Genomic DNA, 18,426 nt, shown 5'->3' with positions numbered 1-18,426 from the left:
GTGCCCTTGAGGAAGCCGGTGGTCGGGCTGCCGCCGTTGATCCAGGCCTTGGCCGCCGGGGTGGCGAAGCCCCAGCCGAAGGTCTTGTCCAGGAACGCCCAGAGGAAGATCCAGCCGAGCGAGATCCGGGCGGCGGCCCAGGCGTAGTCGGCGGGGTTCTTGTGCTCCGCCTGGTCCACGCTGGGGTGTGTCACGGGCCGGTTGACGGTGGTGGCCATGGCGGGCCTTCCTTTCCTGATTTTTCACGCTTTCTTGCTCGCACCTCCATCACACCGTTCAGCGCGGCCGGTGCTCAGTGCCGTACGGCCCGAGGCTGGAGGACCTTGGTCCTCCGCCCTCGGCCGGGACCTTTGGCGGGCGGGCGGGGTCTTCGGACACTCACCGCACCCGGACCGGGTGCGGCAGCGTCGGCGGCAGGAGGTGTGTGATGTCCGTTTCACTCGCTACCGAACTCGGCGCCCGGCGGCTGCTCGTGGCGGCCGGGCAGGCGCCGTCGGTGTTCAACACCCAGCCGTGGCGCTTCCGGGTGGTGCGCGGGGAGTTCGTCGAGCTGTTCGCCGACCACGACCGGTGGCTCCGGATCAGTGATCCGCGCGGGCGTAACCAGTACGTGAGCTGCGGCGCGGCGCTGTTCAACCTGCGCCTGGCGGTGCGCACGGCCGGCCGGCGGCCGGTGGTGTGGCTGCTGCCCTCGCCCGAGGAGGAGCCCGAGCTGCTGGCGGCCGTGCGCATGGGCGGGAGCCTCCCCGTCCCCGACGAGTACCGCGCGTTGTACGACCTCATCCCCGTGCGCCGCACCAGCCGCCGCCCGTTCGCCGACCGCGTCCTGCCGCGCGCGGTGCGGGCCGGGCTCCGGCAGGCCGCCCGCCGGGAGGGCGCGGGGCTGGTCTTCCTCGACCGGCACGTGACGGACGACATGCTCGACTACGCCGCCATCGCCGAGGAGCAGCTGGCCCGCGACCACGACTACCGCGCCGAACTGGCCGCGTGGACGATGCCGGGCGCGCGTTACGACGGCCTGCCCGGCTACGTCCACGGGCCGCGCCCGCTGCGGGATCCGGCGCCGGTGCGTGACTTCGGGCGGCAGGAGGGCACGGCCCGGTTCGAGGAGCGGCCGCAGCTCGCGGTGCTGACCACGATCGGCGACCGCCCCGATGACTGGCTGCGAGCGGGTCAGGCACTGCAGCGGGTGCTGCTGGTGGCCGCCGGGCTCGGCGTGTCGGCGTCGTTCCTGAACCAGCCGCTCGACCTGCGCGACATGCGCGGGCGGCGCGACCCGCGCCACCGCAGAGGCCACCCGCAGATGATCATCAGGTTCGGTTACGGGCTTCCCGTGGCGCGCAGCCCGCGCCGGCCCGCCGGCGAGCTGGAAGCCACCTGAGCCGCTCCGTGCGGAAGGACCGGCCCTCGGGGGGCCGGTCCTTCCGCCTTCCGCGCTCAGTCGCCCAGTGACCAGTCACGCACCTCGGGCATGTCCTCCAGGTGCTCGACCACGTACGCCTGGTGCTCGGCGAGTTTCCGCTCGCACCAGGCCATCAGGTCGCTCGCGCCGCGCGGCAGCCGCCCGGCGTTGTTGATGGCGTCCATGACCAGGTGGTAACGGGAGGCGCGGTTGCGCACGGTCATGTCGAAGGGCGTGGTGGTGGTGCCCTCCTCGATGAAGCCGCGCACCCGGAACCGGTCGGCGTCCGGGCGCCCGTGCACGAGTTGGTGGATCGCGCCGGGATAGCCGTGAAAGGCGAACACGACGTCCACGGTGTCGGTGAACAGCTCGGTGAACAGCGTGCCGCTCATGCCGTGCGGATGGTCCTTGGGCCGCGTCAGCGTCATCAGGTCGACGACGTTGACCACCCGCACTTTCAGGCCGGGCAGCCGCTCCTTGAGGATCTGGGCCGCCGCGACCGTCTCCATGGTCACCACGTCCCCGGCGCAGGCCAGCACGATGTCCGGGTCGCTGGTGCCGTCGTCGGTGCCGGCCCACTCCCAGATCCCGGCCCCGCGGGCGCAGTGCTCGATCGCCTGGTCGATGCTCAGCCACTGCGGCTGCGGCTGCTTGTCGATGACGATGAGGTTGATGTACGACCGCGAGCGCAGGCAGTGGTCGGCCACCGACAGCAGGCAGTTGGCGTCCGGCGGGAGGTAGACGCGGGCCACGTCGCCGCGCTGGGTCAGCACGACCTGGATCAGGCCGGGGCCCTGGTGGGAGAAGCCGTTGTGGTCGTTGCGCCAGGCGGTCGAGGTCAGCAGCACGTTGAGGCTGGGCACCTTGGCCCGCCAGGGCAGCCGGCCGGCCTCCTGGAGCCACTTGCCGTGCTGCACCGTCTGGGAGGCGCTGACCATCGCGAACGCCTCATACGTGGCGAACATGCCGTGCCGCCCGGTCAGCGTGTAGCCCTCCAGCCAGCCGTGGCAGTTGTGCTCCGACAGCACCTCCATGACCCGCCCGTTCCTGCTGATCGCCACGTCGTCGCCGGTGACGCGTTCGGCGAAGGCACGGTCCGACTCCTCGAACACGGCGCCGAGCCGGTTGCTGCTGGTCTCGTCCGGACAGAACAGCCGGAAGGTGTGCGGATTGTCGCGGTAGACGTCCCGCAGCAGCTCGCCGAGCCGGCGGGTCGACTCGGCCCGCGTCCGCGCCGGACGCGGCACCTCGACGGCGTAGTCGCGGAAGTCGGGCAGGGCGAGGTCGCGCGTCAGCAGCCCGCCGTTGGCGTGCGGGCTCGCGCTCATCCGCAGGTCGCCGTCGGGGGGCAGGCCGCGTACCAGCTCGGCGGGCGCGCCGGTGGCGTCGAACAGCTCCTCCGGCCGGTACGAGCGCAGCCAGCCCTCCAGGATCGCCAGGTGTTCCGGGTTGTCGCGCACCCCGGACAGCGGCACCTGGTGCGAGCGCCACGTGCCCGCCACCTGCACGCCGTCCACCTGCTCCGGGCCGGTCCACCCCTTGGGCGAGCGCAGGACGATCAGCGGCCACCGCGGCCGGCTCCCATCCCACCCGCCGGTGCGAGCCTGGTGCTGGATGGCGCGGATCCTGCTCCAGGCGTCGGCCAGTGCTGCCGCGAAGCGAAGATGCATGCCGGGCAGGTCGGATCCCTCCACCTCCAGCACGTCGTAACCGTGGCCCCCCAGCAGCCGGCGCACCTCGGCCGGGTCCTTGCGGGCCAGCACCGTCGGGCCGGCGATCTTCGCGCCGTTCAGGTGCAGGATCGGCAGGACGGCGCCGTCACGTTCCGGGTTGAGGAACGACACGCCCTTCCACGACCCCTCCAGCGGCCCGGTCTCGGCCTCGCCGTCGCCCACCACCGCCACGGCCAGCAGGTCGGGGTTGTCCATGACGGCGCCGAAGGCGTGCACCAGCACGTACCCCAGCTCGCCGCCCTCGTGGATCGAGCCGGGGGTGGTCACCGAGACGTGGCTGGGGATGCCGCCCGGGCTGGAGAACTGCCGGAACAGCCGCGCCATCCCGGCCTCGTCCTGACTGACGTGCGGGTAGATCTCGCTGTAGGTCCCCTCCAGGTAGCCGGCGGCCACCAGCGCCGGCCCGCCGTGCCCGGGCCCGGCGAGGTAGATCGCCTGCTGCCCGGTGTGCCGGATGAGCCGGGAGACGTGCGCGTAGATCAGCGACAGTCCCGGGCTGGTGCCCCAGTGGCCCAGCAGCCGCGGTTTGATGTGCCGCGGCGCCAGCGGCTCGCGGAGCAGCGGATTGCCTTTGAGGTAGATCTGCCCGATCGTGAGGTAGTTGGCGGCCCGCCACCAGGCGTCCAGCTGTTCGAGCTCCTCGGGTGCCGGGGCGGCCAGTCTCCGCAGCGTGTTCTCGTCGACGGCCTCGCGGACCTGCTCACCAGAAACCGCGGTCATGCGCACGTTCCCTTCTCGGCATGGTTGACGGGAGTGCCCGGCTCTCGGCTTTTCGTCGAGCGGCACGGCATCCCCGCTGTCGTCACCCCATCCGATCTCAGCCGGGGGCCCTGCGGACAGGGCCGGAAGTCCCGACCGCCGCAGGCATTTGGGCCGCCCGCCGGTACGGAGGCGCCGCCGGGTGTGGAGCAGGGCGTCTTCCCCGATGTGTGCTTCCGGCCTGGCGGGAAAGGACTAACGTCCCTGGTCGCCGCGGTCCTCGTTCGCGAACAGTAGGAAGCGACCGGCAACAAGCGGACAGGCATTCAGCGGACGACGGACGCCAGACGGCAGACGATCGGCGACGGACGGCCGGCGATGGACGGCCAACGATGGACGGCCAACGATGGACGGCCAACGATGGACGGCCGGCGACGGACACAGCCGAGCGGCCGTCCGCCGCCTGCCGGCCGGACTGCCGCGGCGAGCACGGAGGACATGACGGTGACGACGGTGACGCCTTTGACTGGGCTGACGTCGGCCGAGGCGGCCGCCCGGCTGGCACGCGACGGCGCGAACCTGCTCCCGCAGAAGCCTCCCGTCCCCCTGTGGCGCCGGATCGCCGCGCAGCTGCGGGACCCGCTCATCGTCGTCCTGCTCATCGCGGCGGTGCTGACCGTCACGACGGGCGACTGGGCCGACGCGACCGTGATCATGCTGGTGATCGTGGTCAACACCACCGTCGGGGTGGTCCAGGAGATCCGGGCCGACCGCGCGATCACGGCTCTGGCGCAGCTCGCCAGCCCGGAGGCGCGCGTGGTCCGCGACGGCCGGCAGCAGCAGATCCCGTCGAGCGACGTCGTGGTGGGAGATCTGCTGGTCCTGGCCGAGGGCGACATCGTCCCCGCCGACGCCGGGGTGCGCGAGGCGGCGGCCCTGCTCGTCGACGAGTCGGCGCTGACGGGCGAGTCGGTGCCGGTGGACAAGCCCGCGGGCGAACCGCTCTCCTCCGGCACCGTCGTGGTACGCGGGCGCGGCCGCGCGGTGGTCACCGCCACCGGGGCGGCCAGCGCGAGCGGCCGCATCGCCTCCCTGATGGTCAAGAGCACCGGGCTCACGCCGCTGCAGCGCCGCCTGGTGGGGGTCGGCCGACTGCTGGCGGGCGTCGCCGTGCTCCTGTCGGCGGTGGTCCTGGCTCTGGGTCTGGTACGCGGCCAGCCGGTGCAGCTGATGGTGATCACCGCCATCAGCCTGGTGGTCGCCGCCGTACCCGAGTCCCTGCCCGCCGTCGTGACCCTGAGCCTGGCCCTGGGCGCCCGCCGAATGGCCGCCCGCAACGCCCTCGTCCGCAAACTGCCCGCGGTGGAGACCCTCGGCTCGGTAACCGCCCTGGCCACCGACAAAACCGGCACCCTGACCGAGGGCACCATGGTGGCCCGGCACCTATGGACCCCATCGGCCCAAGCCACGCTCACCGGCACCGGCTACGCCCCGGAAGGCCGAATCACCAGCGACGCCGCCCCAGACGCCTTCACCGCACTGCTGACGGCAGCCGTGCTCTGCAACGACGCCCGCCTCGCACCCCCGCAAACCCCATCCGGCGAACCGCCGACACCGGACCCCCGCAAATCACCGGCGCTGGGCTCCGGTGAATGGGGGGCGCTGGGCGATCCCACCGAGGCGGCGCTGCTTGCCGCCGCTGCCAAGTTCGGCCTCGACCGCCGGGACGTGCAAACCCGCTTCCCCCGCCTGGCCGAACTGCCCTTCGACAGCGGCCGCAAGCGTATGAGCACCCTGCACCGGCTGCCCGGCGGCGGTGTCCGGCTCATCTGCAAGGGCGCGCCGGAGGCCCTGCTGCACCACCCCGTCCTGATCGACGAACCGGACCTGCTCGCCCACGCCGCCGCCCAGGCCGACCGGTTCGCCCAGGACGGCTACCGGGTCCTGGCCGTGGCGAGCACCGATCTCGACGACGTACCGGCCACGCTTCAAGAGAGCGGCCTGTCGCTGCTCGGCCTGATCGCGATCCTGGACCCGCCACGTCCGGCCGCCGCCACCGCCGTCGCCGACTGCAAGCGGGCCGGCATCAGGCCGATCCTCATCACCGGGGACCACCCGGGCACCGCCCGCGCCATCGCCATCGAACTGGGCATCATCGCCGACGGCGACCCGGTCGTCGACTGCCGCGAGCCCGGCGCCCTCGACCGGGACCGAGCCCAGGACCAGGACCGGGATGGGGACCAGTACCGGGACCGGGAGCAGGGCCGCGTTCAGGCGGCCGTCTATGCGCGTGCCACCCCCGAGCAGAAGCTGGACATCATCCAGCGCCTCCAGGAGCAGGGCGGCATCCTGGCCATGACCGGTGACGGCGTCAACGACGGCCCCGCGCTCCGCCGCGCCGACATCGGCGTGGCCATGGGCAGGCGCGGCACCGAGGTGGCCCGGCAGGCCGCCGACCTGGTTCTCGCCGACGACAACCTCGACACCGTCGTCGCGGCCGTCGAAGAGGGCCGTCGCGTGTACGCCAACATCCGCCGTTTCCTCGTCTACGGCCTGTCCGGCGGCGCCGCCGAGATCGCCGTGATGCTGCTGGGCCCGTTCGTCGGCCTCCCGCTCCCCCTGCTTCCTGCCCAGATCCTCTGGATCAACCTGCTCACCCACGGCCTGCCCGGCGTGGCCCTCGGCGGCGAGCCCACCGTCCCCGGCGCCATGGCCGGCCCGCCCCGGCCGCCCGGCCAGAGCATCCTCGGCGCGGGCCTGTGGCAGCGTGTCCTCAGGATCGCCGTCGTGCTCACCGCCGTCACCCTCGGCGTCGCCGTCTGGGCCGCCGCGACCGGACGGCCGTGGCAAAGCATGGCCTTCTTCGCCCTCGGCGCCACTCAGCTCGGCGTCGCGCTCGGCTCCAGAACCCGGCCGGGATCCCTGGCCAACCCCATGCTGCTGTTCGCCGTAGCCGGCGCGTTCGTCCTGCAACTGGCCGCCCTGTACGTACCGCCGCTGCGCCAGCTCCTCGGCACCCAGCCGCTGGAGGCGGGCGACCTGCTGATCGTCACCGCGCTGTCCGTACTCGGCTACGCCGCCGCCCGCCTCGACCGCATCCTGCACCCCTCGCCCCGCCCTGCCCCGGCCGTACCGCCCGCACCCGGCCCCTGAGATCACGCGACAAGCACGAGACCGGCCCTTCTCCCAAGCCCTCGCTGGACGAGCACGAGACCACTCCTCCCGACCCTCGCTGAAGGCTCTCCAGCAAACCCCAATGGAGGCAAGCAAGCCATGGCGAGGCTTTTGCGCCCTCACGGGGCTTGTCCCCATGGCCCCGGGAAAGCTCAACCGATGCAGGAGCAGACGGTTCCGCTCAGGGAGGCGGCGAGATGAGCGATGGCCTGGCCGGCCGGCCCGTCCTGGTCGGCTACGACGACTCGCCCGAGAGCCGGCACGCGCTGATCTGGGCGGTCGAGGAAGCGCGGCTGCGCGGTCTCCCCGTGCTGGTCTGCCACGCCCTGCACTGGCCTTATGCCCTCAAGCCCCTCTCCGAGGACGTCATGGCGCAGATCGACCAGGCGGCGCAGGAGGTCGTGGACGAAGGCGTCCGGCGGGCCCGTGAGCTCGCCCCGGACGTGGACGTCCGCCGGATCCTCGGACGGGGCTCACCCGCCGCCGTGCTCCTGGAGCTCGGGCGCGCGGCGGAGCTGACGGTGCTGGGACTGCGCGGGCAGGGCGGGTTCGAAGGTCTGGAGGTGGGGTCGGCCTCTGTCCAGGTGGCCGCGCACTGCGTGGGACCGGTCGTCGTCGTACGCCCGGAGCTCCAGCCCCGGACCGGCCCGGACGCCAGGATCGTGGTCGGCCTGGACGGCTCACCCGCCAGTCTCGCCGCGCTCGATCTCGCCCTGGACGAGGCCGCGCTGCGCCTCGGCACCGTGACGGTCCTGTGCTGCTGGGCCGACTGCGGATCGTCGTCCTGGGCGGAGCCGCTGCCGTTCGTGGACTCCCGCGCGCTGCGCCGGGGAGCCGAGGCCCGGTTCCGCGAGGTCGCCGCACACCTGGCCCAGAAACGTCCCGACGTGCCGATGATCACCGAGTTCGTCACCGAACGCCCACAGCGCGCTCTGCTCGACGCGGCCAGGGACGCCACGCTCCTCGTGCTCGGCAACCGGGGCAACGAATCTCCCCCGTGCCTGCTCCTGGGCCCGGTCACCCAGGCCGCACTGCTCGAAGCCTGGTGCCCGGTCGCGGTGACCCCCGCGGCCATCATGAAACCGCGAATCCCACCGGGGTGAACGCCACGCGGCGACCACGTCAGGCCGGCGCCGGCCTGGGAGGAGACGAGTGGCGCGGTGGCAGGCGGACTGTCGACGATCACTTCGACGGTGCCACCAGACCCGCCTCGTAGGCGAGGATGACGAGCTGAACCCGGTCACGCGCGTCGAGCTTGCTCAGCAGCCGGCTCACGTACGCCTTGACGGTGGCGACGCTGATGACCAGGTCGGCGGCTATCTCGGCATTGGTCAGGCCCCGCGCGATCAGGGTGAGAACCTCGCGTTCCCGCTCGGTGACGCCCTCCAGCCCCCGCGATGCGGGATGCGGTAGGGCTGCGGGATACGACGCGGGATCGGGTGCGGAATGCGGCACGGGGTCGGGATGCGGGGTTGGGCGGTCGGCGAACGCCTCGATCAGGCGCCGGGTGACGCCGGGCGCGATCAGGGCGTCGCCGGCGGCCACGACCCGGACCGCGGTGAGGATGTCGTCCAGGGCCATGTCCTTGACCAGGAATCCGGACGCGCCCGCGCGGAGCGCCCCGTAGACGTAGTCGTCCTCGTCGAACGTGGTCAGGACGATGACACGGGCCCCGCTGGAGCCTTGGGCGATCAGCCGGGTGGCCTCGATGCCGTCCATGACGGGCATGCGGATGTCCATCACCACGACGTCGGGATCCTGTTCCTCGGTCAGCCGGACGGCGTCGAGCCCGGTCGCGGCCTCCCCGACGAGTTCGAGGTCGGCGGCGTCGGAGATGACCATCTGCAGGGCGGCGCGGATCAGCGGCTGGTCGTCGGCCAGGACGACGCGGACGGTCATCGCGCCTCCGCGGTCAGGGGCAGCCGGGCCGCGACCCGGAACCCGCCCTCGGCGCGCGGTCCGGCGGAGAAGCTCCCCCGCAGCAGGTTGGCCCGCTCCCGCATCCCGACCAGGCCGTAACCGCCCTCCGCCCTGCGGCGGGGACCGCGTCCGCCGTCGAGGACCTCGACGGCCAGCTCGTCGTCGCGGTATTCGATCGACACCCGGCATCGGCTCGTGCCGGCATGGCGCACCACGTTGGTGATCGCCTCCTGGATGATGCGGTAGGCCGAGACGTCGATCTCCGGCGGCAACGGGCGTCGTTCGCCCAGCCGGCGCACCTCGACGTGGACCCCGGCGTCCGTCGTCGTCGCCACAAGCCGGTCGAGATCCGACAGACCGGGCGCCGAATCGGGCGCCTGACCCTGCCCACCGCGCCCCTGCCCACCGCGCCCCTGCCCGCCCTGACCCTGCTCGACGTGACCCTGCTCGACGTGACGCAGGACGCCGAGCATGTGCCGCAATCCGGACAGCGTCTCCCGGCCGACCTGCTCGATGTCGCCGAGCGCCTGGCCTGCCCGGCCCGGCTGGGTGTCGATGACCCGCCGGGCGGCGCCGGCTTGAAGGGCGATGACGCCGATGCTGTGGGCGACCGTGTCGTGCAGTTCACGCGAGATGCGCAGGCGTTCGTCGGCGACGGCCTGGGCGGTGGTCGTGGCGATCAGCGTGGCGGCGTGCTCGCGGGCTTGCCGCACCGAATGGCCGACCAGCCAGGCGATCACCGCCGTCATGGCCACGGCCAGCTCCGCCGAGGTGCCGGCGGGCCAGCCGAACAGCAGCCGGGTGGTCAGATAGCCGGCCAGCACGGTGAGCGCGCCGAGCAGGGCGACGATCCCGGTACGGCGCGCGCGTTCGGCCGCGATGAAGAAAATCGCGACGTCAGCCGCCAGGAACTGCGCCAAGGGGATTTCGCCCACGCCCAGAGGCACGCACGCGAAGACCGCGGCGACGAGCAACAGGCCCATCGCCGTCAGCGGCCGCCGGCGCAGCAGGGCACCGGCGACGTGCGTCAGCACCGTCGACACCACCAGCCAGGCCAGTCCGTCCCAGCGGTAGAAGAACGGCCCCGCCTGTTTGGCCGGCTCGGACTCGCCGGGAAGCTCGACCCGGATGAGGAACGTGAACGCCAGGCCCGCCCACCAGGCGAGAACCGTCCAGACGCCGGGCGGAACCCGCTTCAGCGGCGGCAGGGTCGGCATCACGTGCATGCCCGAGATCGTAACGGCGCATCGGGAACCACCGCATCGGACCACGGGTGTACGACCACGGGCTATCCGCACCTCCGGGAATGCCGACGGTGGTCCGATGTGGCACCGGCCTGGCCTGCGGCACCGTCGATCGGGTGATGCACGTCAACGTGTCCCGTCTGCGCCGCACCCTGCTGGCCGCCTCCATCGCCGCCGCGGTGGCGGTGCCGCTGCGCGAGGCGGCACGTCCGTCGGCCGTCCCCGCCCCAGTACCCGCCGCCTCGGCCTCGCCACTGAGCGAAGCGGCACGTCCGTCGGCCGTCCCCGCTCCCGTCCCCACCGCCACCGACACCGGCACCGGCAGCGCCGTCCCCACCGCCTTGCCCACCGCCCTGCCCACCGCCCTGCCCACCACCCTGCCCACCACCGGGCCCACCACCGGGCCCACCACCGGGCTCGCCGATTGGGCATCGCCTCGGCCCGCGACATCGGCGGCTCTGGCCGCACGCTACGCCGCCGTCCGGGGCGACATCGTGGCCGCCGAGCGGATGGCCGCCGGCCACGGCCACCGACGACGGGCCGCGATGCTGCACGCGATGGCCGAACCCGCACGCCGGCTGCTGTCCTTCGACGGCCGTGACGGCGGCCGTGCCGCCGAGGTCTTCGGCGACCTGACGACGGCCGAGCACCTCGCCGTGCTGGTGCCCGGCGGCGACACCCACCTCGACAAGTACGGGCTCCTGCGCGGCGGCGCGCTGAGGCTGAGCCAGGCGCTCGGCGACCGGTCCGCGGTCATCGCCTGGCTCGGCTACCGCACCCCCAACACGGTGAGCCTGGCGGCGCTCACCACCGGCCGCGCCGACGAGGCCGCGCCCGCGTTGCGCGCCTTCGTCCGGAAGCTGACCGAGCTCAAGCCCTTCGCCCGGATCACCCTGGTGTGTCACTCCTACGGCAGCGTGGTCTGCGGCCGGGCGGCTCCCGGCCTGGACGTCGCCGGCATGGTGCTGATCGGCAGCCCCGGCGTCACCGCCGGCGACGCCGCCGCGTTACGCACCCAGGCGACCGTCTGGGCCGGCCGGGGAAGCCGCGACTGGATCGCCGTGGTGCCGCACCTCCGGCTCTGCCTGCCGTACGTCACGGTCGGATTCGGCGCCGACCCGGTCGCCCCGGGCTTGGGCGCCCGCGTCTTCGCGGCCGGCGACGGCGGGCACAGCGACTATTTCCGGGCCGGATCCCCGTCGCTGACGAACATCGCCCGCATCGTCTCAGGGCAGCTCCCCACCGAGGTGCGCGGTGGCCACTGAGCCCGCCCGCACCGTCTCGGGACAGCTCCCGCCGAGGTGCGCAGTGGTCGCTGAGCTCGTCCGGCGTGTCGAGGCGGTGACCCCCGCCGGACGCGATCGTGCCCTCGACGCGCTGCGTGCCCTGGCCATCGGCGGCGTGGTGCTCGGCCACTGGCTGGTGACCGCACTGGTCGCCGACAGCGGCACCGTACGGGTGGCCAGCCCGCTGCGGCACCTACCCTGGCTCGTCCCCGCGTCCTGGATCTTCCAGACCATGGCGCTCTTCTTCTTGGTGGGCGGGCAGTCGGCCGTCATGAGCCACGCCCGCGCCCGAGGCGGAGACGTCACCTACCGGCGCTGGCTGGGCACGCGGACGGCCCGGCTGTTCCGGCCGGTCGCCGCCGTGCTCGGGCTCTGGACGGTGGTGGCGGTCGTGCTGCTCGCCCTCGGGGCGGACTCCGCGACCGTGTTCGCGCTGGCCAAGCTGGTGTGGTCGCCGCTGTGGTTCCTGCCGGTCTTCGCCGCCTTGACGGCGCTCACCCCACTGGTGGCCCGGCTGCACCCGGGGTGGCCGCTGGCCGTGGTCGCCCTCGCCGACCTGGTCAGGTTCGGCCTGGGCGGGCCGGCCTGGGTCGGCTGGGTCAACCTGGTGGCGGGGTGGCTGGTGCCGTACTGCCTGGGCGCGGCCTGGGCCCGCGGCCGCCTGCGCACCCGTACGACCGGGTGGACGTTACTGCTCGGTGGCGCCGCCGCCACGGCCGCGCTCGTGTTGTGGGCCGGCTACCCGGCCTCCATGGTGGGGGTCCCCGGCGCCCCGATCTCGAACCAGTCCCCACCCACGCTCGCGGCCGTCGCCTTCGGGCTCGCCCAGTGCGGAGCGGCGCTGCTGCTGCTCGGCCCGCTGCGCCGGGCACTGTCGCGGCCCGCCGTCTGGGCGTTCACGGCGCTGGCGAACCTCTCCGCGATGACGATCTTCCTGTGGCACCAGACCGCCATGATCGCGGTCACCGCGCTCGGCCTGCTCACCGGCCGGCTTCTGCCGGGTCTGCACACCGTCCCGGACGGTCCGGCCTGGGTGCTGGCCCGGCTGGCCTGGCTGCCGGCGTTCGTGCTGGTCCTGCTCATGTGCCGGGCCGCCGTCGAGGCCCGTCGCCCTGCGGAACCCGGCGGAGCCTGACAGCTGCGGGCTAACGTCACCCTGCGGAATCCGGAGCCTGACAGCCGCGGGCTAACGTCAACCTGCGGAATCCGGAGCCCTGACCTGCGTGTAATCTGCCCGTATGGGCGATTTCAGATGGCTGCCCGGCATCCGTCGCGCGAGCGAGACCAGCTAGACGGTGCCGGCCGAGGCTGGTGATCACGGCGCGGCGGACGACTCGTCCCGCCTCGATGGGCTGCTGATCGGCTCCGTCACCGACACCGGCGCCCACATCGGCGCCGTCTACGTTCTGGACACGAGCGGCGAGCTCCTGCGCATGGTGGCCGGGATCGGCATGCCCGCCCCGATCGCCCGATCGTTCTCCCGGGTCAGGACCACCCAGGCGCTGCCGCTCGCCGTCGCGATCCGCGAACGGCGGTTGCTCTGGATCGACAGCCGCGAGCAGCTGGCCCGCGGGTTCCCCACGGTGGCCCTGGCCCTGCCGTACCCGTTCGCGCTTGCCCTGGTCCCGCTCTACGCCGGTGACACCATCGTCGGCGGGTTTCTCCTGCTCTGGCCCGCCAGGCACGGGTCCGAGCTCGACCCCCACCTGCTCGGCGTCGTCAACGACACCTGCGCCCGGCTCGGCGAGCTGATCGGGAGAGCGGCCGAGCAGGGCCGCCCCATCACCGCCGGGCACCTGCCCCGGCTCCTCGGGCCGCGCTCCACGCGCACGCCGGCTGACACAGGCACGCTGAACCTGCTCAACCGCCTGCCCGAGGGGTTCTGCGAGCTGGACGTGGACGGCCGGCTGACGCTGATCAGCACGCAGGCCTCCGACCTGCTCGGCCTCCCCGCGGCCGAGGCACTCGGCGAACGCCTGTGGGAGGCGCTGCCCTGGCTGGCCGGCCCCTCGTACGAGAACCGCTGCCGCGCCGCGGTCATCTCCGGCCGGACCACCCGCTTCACCGGCCGCAGCCCGGAGGGACGGCAGCTGACGTTCGCGCTGTATCCGGGGCTGTGCGGCCTCACCGTACGTGTGACCCAGGCCGAGGCGAAGCCGGACCAGGCGCCGGACCAGACGCCGGACCCCGCGGACGGCGAGAACGTGCCGCCCCTGATGACCGCATGCACGACATCCTGCGGCTGGCCACCTCCCTCGCCCGGGCGGTGACCGCCCAGGAGGTGATCGACCTCGTAGCCGACCATGTCATGTCCATCCACGACATCACGGCGCTCGCCATTCTCGCCACCGAGGGCGGACGGCTGCGGGTGGTCGCCTCGCGCGGATTCAGCCGGCAGGCCCTCGATCACTTCGACAACCGGCGCGAGATCCCGCCGATCCTGGAGGACGAGAGCACGCCGGCATTCTTCCGCAACTGGGACGAGCTGCGCCGCGCGTACCCCGGCGCCCTGCGTTCCGAGGAGGTGAACGCCTGGGCGCTGCTGCCGCTGATCACGTCGAGCCGGCCCCTCGGGACCTGCGTCTTCGCCTACGACCGCCCGCACGAGTTCGGCATCGACGAACGGGCCTCGCTCACCGCTCTCATCGGCCTGATCGCCCAGGCGTTCGAGCGTGCCCGCCTCTACGACGTCAACCACCAGTTCGCCCAGTTCCTGCAGTCCAGCCTGCTGCCCCGCGCGCTCCCCCACCTGCCCGGCCTGGACGTGGCGGCCAAGTACCTGCCGGCCACCCCCGGCATGGACATCGGCGGCGACTTCTACGACCTCATCCGCCTCAGCGACACCAAGGCCGCGGCCGTCATCGGCGACGTGCAGGGGCACGACGTGACCGCCGCCGCCCTCATGGGGCAGGTGCGTACCGCCATCCAGGCGCACGCGACCACCGGCGCCGGCCCGGGCGAGGTGCTCGCGCGCACCAACCGGCTGCTCACCGCGCTGGCCACCGACCGCTTCACCAGCTGCCTGTACGTCGACATCGACCTGGACCGGCACACCGCGTCCCTGTCCAGCGCGGGACACCTGCCGCCCGTGCTGGGCCGTCCCGGCGCCCCCGGCCAGGTCATCGAGACCGCACCCGGGCTGCTGCTCGGCATCGACCCCGACGTCGAATACGTCACCGCGGAGGTGGAACTCCCGCCGGACTCCATCATGATCCTCTACACCGACGGCCTCGTCGAGGAACCCGGCCTCGACCTGGGCGACTGCATCGCCGCCCTGGCCGCCGGCTTCACACCGCCGCCGCACCGCCCGCTGCACACGCTGGCCGACTCGCTCATCGGCCAGGCCGGGATCGAACGGCGCACGGACGACATCGCGCTGCTGCTCGTGCGGGACAGCCTCGCGCGGGCATGATGGACGAGGGACCAAGGGGCACGAGGAAGGACACCGTCATGTCCGTGCTGTCCACCCGGCTTACCGCGACCTATGACATCCGGTACCCGTTCGTCTGCGCGGGGATGGCGTTCGTGGCCGAGACGCCCGAGTTCGCGGCGGCGGTCACCAACGCGGGCGGCATCGGCGCGATCGGCGCCGCACTCCTGCCCCCGGACCGGCTCCGGGAGATGATCCGCGAGGTCAAGGCCCGTACGGCGGGCAGGCCGTTCCACGTCAACCTCATCACCTTCTTCCCCACCGGCGAGCTGGTCGAGGTGTGCGTGGAGGAGCGGGTGCCGATCGTCTCCTTCCACTGGGGGCATCCCCCGGCCGACCAGGTGAGGCTGCTGCGCGAGGCCGGGGTGTCGGTGTGGGAGCAGGTCGGCTCCGCCGAGGCGGCCCGGGTCGCGGTGGACGGCGGGGCCGAGCTCGTCATCGCCCAGGGCTGGGAGGCCGGCGGGCACAACTACGGCGGGCTGCCGACCATGGTCAACGTGCCCGCCGTCGTGGACGCCGTGGGCGAGCGGGCGATGGTCCTGGCGGCGGGCGGGATCACCGACGGCCGCCAGGTCGCCGCCTCCCTGTGCCTGGGCGCGGACGGCGTGTGGGTGGGGACGCGCATGGTCGCCTCGCACGAGGCCCGCGTGCATCCCGAGCACCACCGGCGGCTGGTCGCCGCCGCCGGGGACAGCGCCGTGCTCACGTCGATCTTCGGGCCGGAGTTCCCGCGGTTCAACCCCATGCGGCTCCAGCGCAACCGGGTGGTGGCCGAGTGGAACGACCGGGTGGCGGAGATCCCGGCCGATCTCGACTCCCTTGACCCGGTCGGCACCACGATCGTCCAGGGCGAGGAGGCGCCGGTACGCAAGTTCCCCCTGCTGCTGGCGGTCGCAGAGACGGAGGCCGACTGGGAGGAGATGCCCTGGCTGATGGGACAGGGCGTCGGCCTCGTCCACGACATCAAGCCCGCCGCGGACATCGTCACCGACATGATGGAGCAGGCCGAACAGGTGCTGACCGGTTTCGGGGCCGCGGCTCGCGACCGGAGCCCATCCTGAAGGCGCGAACGGCGCCGCCCGTCCCTTCTTGTCGTGCTTTCTCAGCGCCATTCGATGAAGGCGGCGGTGTCGCCGAGCGTGGCGAACTCTCCGGTTCGCTCGATCTTCTGGGGTGTGGATCCCGGCTTGGTGTCGCTGAGGTAGTAGTCCATCGCGGCCCCCTTCTGGGAGAGGAACGCGAACCTCCGGCCGTCCGGTGAGATCACCATGGCGCGGTTGCGGTGGTCGTTGCTGGGGAGGATGGGCGGCCCGGGCTTCGCCCCCGGGGCGATGTCGAGCGCGGCGAACCTGCCGTTCTCGCCGCACAGCACCGTGTCGTCGTCGAGCCAGCCGTCATAACAGGCGAGGTATCTGCCCTTCTCCACGAGGTCCAAGCCCACCCCCTGGGTCTGCGCCGGGACGTCGAGGACGTAGCCTTCCGCCAGCAGGCGTCCGCCGTCCGGTGAGAGGAAGGCGCTATTGGCCACCACCGCCTGGCTCGGCGTACTCCCCACCATGACGAGGTGCTGGGCCGTCCGCACCTCGAAGCGGTCGACTGCCTTGTGGTCCCCGGCGAGCGCGCGGCTCGCGATCCGGTCCTTGGTCGAGACCCCGGGGTCGTCGGTCACCTCGTACGTGAACCAGACCGCGCTCCCGTCCCGGGAGAAGGCCGCGTTGTGCTCGTGCGGGGTGTTGCCGAAGTCCTCGTTCCCGGTCAGGTCGGTAAATTTCCCCGTACGGTCGACATAGCCGACATGCGTGGCCCGGGTCTCCGGGTCTTCGGTGACCACGGCCATCTTCGTGAAGTCCTGGTCGAAGAGCGATCGGATGGCGGTCACATCCCCGGCATCAGCGGGCAGTTCATCGGGCTCGCACAGTCGTCTCACGGCGGTGTTGGGCTCGGATGCGTCGTACTCGGTAATCGCCGTGTCCGGCAGCCGGAACTCCGCGTGCGCCAGGTGTTTCCAGCTCTGCGGGTTCCAGCCGTCGAGGTTGACGACCCCGCCGCTGCCGTTCCCCCGCGAGCAGACCGCCGTGATGATCATGTTCTGCTGGGTGAAGTCCGCACTGATCGCGGTCTCCGAGGCTCTCCGACCGGTGACCTCGCGCTCCTCGGCGGCCGAGGAACAGCCGGCGAGGCTCGCCGCCAGGACCAGCGCGAGAAGGGACGCCGTCGCTCTCGGCCTGTCAATCACGCGTCTCTCCCCCATCCGACTTCGACCGGCGATCCCTACGGTGCGCCGGCGGGTGTTGAGAACGTGTTGAGCCCGCGTTGAGAGGCCGAGGAGCATCGATGCTCACGGGCACCTGCCATACGCGCGCCGTGCCCGGTCGGCGCTGGTGTGCATTGACTCGAACGGGAGGAAAGGATACGTTCCGGTAGATTTCACGGTTGTCCAAGGGAAATCCGGTGAGAAGCCGGTGCGGACGCGCCACTGTATCCGGGACGTAGATCCCGGGAGCCAGGTCGCTTGGCCGCCGTGACCTCGTTATGGGACGCGTCACCCCGAGGAGGCTCGCATGAGTGGTTTGACCACTCCGTCCACCATTCCCTTCCCCCGCCTGCGCCCTTGGCTGCTGGCGGTTCCCGTGCTGCTGCTCGTCGCTTACCTGGTCCTGATGGACAACGGCGCGGTCTCCCAGACCGGCGCCTTCCTGCACGAGCTCATGCACGACGGGCGGCATCTGCTCGGCGTGCCCTGCCACTAGGGGCCGGAATGGTACGCACGTACCTGGTCAGAGGTCTGCTCGTGGGCCTGCTGGCCGGACTGATCGCGGGCACGTTCGCCTTCGCCTTCGGGGAACCGCACGTCGATGCGGCCATCGCCCTGGAGGAGGCCGCGGCCCAGGCCGAGGCGCCGGAGCCCGCCGCCGAGGAGGCCGGGCACGGCCACGGCGAGGAGGCCGAGGTCAGCAGGCCGGTGCAGAAGGCCGGGCTCTTCCTCGCCACCGGACTGTACGGGCTGGCCGTCGGCGGCGTGTTCGCGCTCGTGTTCGCGGGCCTGCGCGGACGGGTGGGACCGCGCTCCGACGGGCCGCTGGCGCTCGCCACGGCCGGAACGGCCTTCGTCGCGGTCATCCTCGTTCCATTCGTGAAATATCCGGCCAACCCGCCTGCGGTGGGTGACCCCGACACGATCAACAGCCGCACGGTGCTCTACGTCGTGATGATCCTCGTCGGGCTGGCGGCGACGGCGATCGCGGTGGCCACCGCCCGCCGGGTCACCGCCGATCCGTGGGCCCGGTGGGTGGCGGCGGTCATCGGCTTTCTCGTCCCCGTGGGCGCGGCCTGGGCGCTGTTGCCGGCCGTCGACGAGGTGGCCGACGGCTTCCCCGCCACGCTGCTGTGGGAGTTCCGGCTCACCTCGATCGGCACCCAGCTCGTCTTCTGGGCGGCCTTCGGCGTGCTGTTCGGCTGGGCGAGCGAGCGAGCGGCACGCCGTACGAGCGGCATGCCGCTGAGCGCAGTCCCGTCGAGCTCGGGTCCGAGCTGAGCG

The 18,426-nt window shown here is 72.5% G+C and carries 14 protein-coding genes, 1 pseudogene and 1 riboswitch; of the genes and pseudogenes, 10 read left to right on the top strand and 5 right to left on the bottom strand.

The features are described from left to right. Nucleotides 1-218, bottom strand: a pseudogene (locus AB0C28_RS50985) (hypothetical protein); the annotation flags it as partial. 209 nt (nucleotides 219-427) lie between these two features. On the opposite strand from AB0C28_RS50985, the gene AB0C28_RS50980 reads away from it, so the two are divergent. Next, complete coding sequence (locus AB0C28_RS50980; protein WP_358083924.1) at nucleotides 428-1,381, top strand: hypothetical protein; 954 nt, start codon at nucleotides 428-430, stop codon at nucleotides 1,379-1,381. Between the two features lie 56 nt (nucleotides 1,382-1,437). On the opposite strand, the gene AB0C28_RS50975 is transcribed toward AB0C28_RS50980, so the two are convergent. Continuing rightward, on the bottom strand, nucleotides 1,438-3,855 hold the full coding sequence (locus AB0C28_RS50975) for a phosphoketolase family protein (protein ID WP_358083921.1): 2,418 nt from the start codon (nucleotides 3,853-3,855) through the stop codon (nucleotides 1,438-1,440). Between the two features lie 492 nt (nucleotides 3,856-4,347). On the opposite strand from AB0C28_RS50975, the gene AB0C28_RS50970 reads away from it, so the two are divergent. Both AB0C28_RS50970 and AB0C28_RS50965 read left to right on the top strand, forming a co-directional pair. Further along, nucleotides 4,348-6,987: a cation-transporting P-type ATPase gene (locus AB0C28_RS50970; RefSeq protein ID WP_358083918.1), complete on the top strand. Its 2,640-nt coding sequence runs from the start codon at nucleotides 4,348-4,350 to the stop codon at nucleotides 6,985-6,987. A gap of 218 nt (nucleotides 6,988-7,205) precedes the next feature. Further along, nucleotides 7,206-8,111 (top strand): universal stress protein, encoded by a 906-nt coding sequence (locus AB0C28_RS50965; RefSeq protein WP_357860127.1) that lies wholly within the window; start codon nucleotides 7,206-7,208, stop codon nucleotides 8,109-8,111. Nucleotides 8,112-8,190: 79 nt separating this feature from the next. Here the strand turns inward: AB0C28_RS50965 and AB0C28_RS50960 are convergent, their stop codons facing one another. Next, nucleotides 8,191-8,907 carry a response regulator transcription factor gene (locus AB0C28_RS50960; RefSeq protein ID WP_357860130.1) on the bottom strand — a complete coding sequence of 239 codons (717 nt, stop codon included), beginning with the start codon at nucleotides 8,905-8,907 and terminating at the stop codon, nucleotides 8,191-8,193. Continuing rightward, nucleotides 8,904-10,154 (bottom strand): sensor histidine kinase, encoded by a 1,251-nt coding sequence (locus AB0C28_RS50955; protein WP_357860133.1) that lies wholly within the window; start codon nucleotides 10,152-10,154, stop codon nucleotides 8,904-8,906. Before AB0C28_RS50955 ends, AB0C28_RS50960 begins: the two co-directional genes overlap by 4 nt. A gap of 80 nt (nucleotides 10,155-10,234) precedes the next feature. On the opposite strand from AB0C28_RS50955, the gene AB0C28_RS50950 reads away from it, so the two are divergent. The 5 genes from AB0C28_RS50950 to AB0C28_RS50930 all read left to right on the top strand — a co-directional run bounded on the left by AB0C28_RS50950 (nucleotide 10,235) and on the right by AB0C28_RS50930 (nucleotide 15,949). Further along, complete coding sequence (locus AB0C28_RS50950) at nucleotides 10,235-11,437, top strand: alpha/beta hydrolase (RefSeq protein ID WP_358083915.1); 1,203 nt, start codon at nucleotides 10,235-10,237, stop codon at nucleotides 11,435-11,437. Nucleotides 11,438-11,480: 43 nt separating this feature from the next. Then, nucleotides 11,481-12,593, top strand: coding sequence for an acyltransferase (locus AB0C28_RS50945; RefSeq protein WP_358083913.1), 1,113 nt, complete (start codon nucleotides 11,481-11,483; stop codon nucleotides 12,591-12,593). A gap of 160 nt (nucleotides 12,594-12,753) precedes the next feature. After that, entirely contained in the window at nucleotides 12,754-13,728 is a 975-nt protein-coding gene (locus AB0C28_RS50940) for a PAS domain-containing protein (protein ID WP_358083910.1), read from the top strand. Next, nucleotides 13,683-14,870, top strand: coding sequence for a GAF domain-containing SpoIIE family protein phosphatase (locus AB0C28_RS50935; RefSeq protein WP_358083907.1), 1,188 nt, complete (start codon nucleotides 13,683-13,685; stop codon nucleotides 14,868-14,870). Before AB0C28_RS50940 ends, AB0C28_RS50935 begins: the two co-directional genes overlap by 46 nt. 38 nt (nucleotides 14,871-14,908) lie before the next feature. After that, nucleotides 14,909-15,949: a nitronate monooxygenase gene (locus AB0C28_RS50930; protein WP_358083903.1), complete on the top strand. Its 1,041-nt coding sequence runs from the start codon at nucleotides 14,909-14,911 to the stop codon at nucleotides 15,947-15,949. A 41-nt stretch (nucleotides 15,950-15,990) separates the two neighbouring features. On the opposite strand, the gene AB0C28_RS50925 is transcribed toward AB0C28_RS50930, so the two are convergent. After that, on the bottom strand, nucleotides 15,991-17,124 hold the full coding sequence (locus tag AB0C28_RS50925; protein ID WP_358083900.1) for a hypothetical protein: 1,134 nt from the start codon (nucleotides 17,122-17,124) through the stop codon (nucleotides 15,991-15,993). Nucleotides 17,125-17,289: 165 nt separating this feature from the next. Beyond that, a riboswitch (cobalamin riboswitch) is annotated at nucleotides 17,290-17,419 on the top strand. A gap of 30 nt (nucleotides 17,420-17,449) precedes the next feature. Here AB0C28_RS50925 and AB0C28_RS50920 point away from each other — a divergent pair. Both AB0C28_RS50920 and AB0C28_RS50915 read left to right on the top strand, forming a co-directional pair. Then, nucleotides 17,450-17,638 (top strand): CbtB-domain containing protein, encoded by a 189-nt coding sequence (locus AB0C28_RS50920; RefSeq protein WP_138208152.1) that lies wholly within the window; start codon nucleotides 17,450-17,452, stop codon nucleotides 17,636-17,638. 8 nt (nucleotides 17,639-17,646) lie between these two features. Beyond that, entirely contained in the window at nucleotides 17,647-18,423 is a 777-nt protein-coding gene (locus AB0C28_RS50915) for a CbtA family protein (RefSeq protein WP_357860150.1), read from the top strand. Nucleotides 18,424-18,426: the final 3 nt, after the last annotated feature.

This window comes from Nonomuraea sp. NPDC048892 (genome assembly GCF_040649735.1).
Lineage (GTDB): Bacteria > Actinomycetota > Actinomycetes > Streptosporangiales > Streptosporangiaceae > Nonomuraea > Nonomuraea maheshkhaliensis.
The sequence above is the reverse complement of the archived record's forward strand: the minus strand, read 5'-3'. Positions and strand labels throughout refer to the sequence as shown.

What these genes read in the sequence shown, in the direction of transcription:
- AB0C28_RS50980 (WP_358083924.1), top strand. Translation starts at nt 428, where the DNA reads ATGTCCGTTTCACTCGCTACCGAACTCGGCGCCCGGCGGCTGCTCGTG.
- AB0C28_RS50975 (WP_358083921.1), bottom strand. Translation starts at nt 3,855, where the DNA reads ATGACCGCGGTTTCTGGTGAGCAGGTCCGCGAGGCCGTCGACGAGAAC.
- AB0C28_RS50965 (WP_357860127.1), top strand. Translation starts at nt 7,206, where the DNA reads ATGAGCGATGGCCTGGCCGGCCGGCCCGTCCTGGTCGGCTACGACGAC.
- AB0C28_RS50960 (WP_357860130.1), bottom strand. Translation starts at nt 8,907, where the DNA reads ATGACCGTCCGCGTCGTCCTGGCCGACGACCAGCCGCTGATCCGCGCC.
- AB0C28_RS50955 (WP_357860133.1), bottom strand. Translation starts at nt 10,154, where the DNA reads ATGCACGTGATGCCGACCCTGCCGCCGCTGAAGCGGGTTCCGCCCGGC.
- AB0C28_RS50950 (WP_358083915.1), top strand. Translation starts at nt 10,235, where the DNA reads ATGCCGACGGTGGTCCGATGTGGCACCGGCCTGGCCTGCGGCACCGTC.
- AB0C28_RS50935 (WP_358083907.1), top strand. Translation starts at nt 13,683, where the DNA reads ATGCACGACATCCTGCGGCTGGCCACCTCCCTCGCCCGGGCGGTGACC.
- AB0C28_RS50930 (WP_358083903.1), top strand. Translation starts at nt 14,909, where the DNA reads ATGTCCGTGCTGTCCACCCGGCTTACCGCGACCTATGACATCCGGTAC.
- AB0C28_RS50920 (WP_138208152.1), top strand. Translation starts at nt 17,450, where the DNA reads ATGAGTGGTTTGACCACTCCGTCCACCATTCCCTTCCCCCGCCTGCGC.
- AB0C28_RS50915 (WP_357860150.1), top strand. Translation starts at nt 17,647, where the DNA reads ATGGTACGCACGTACCTGGTCAGAGGTCTGCTCGTGGGCCTGCTGGCC.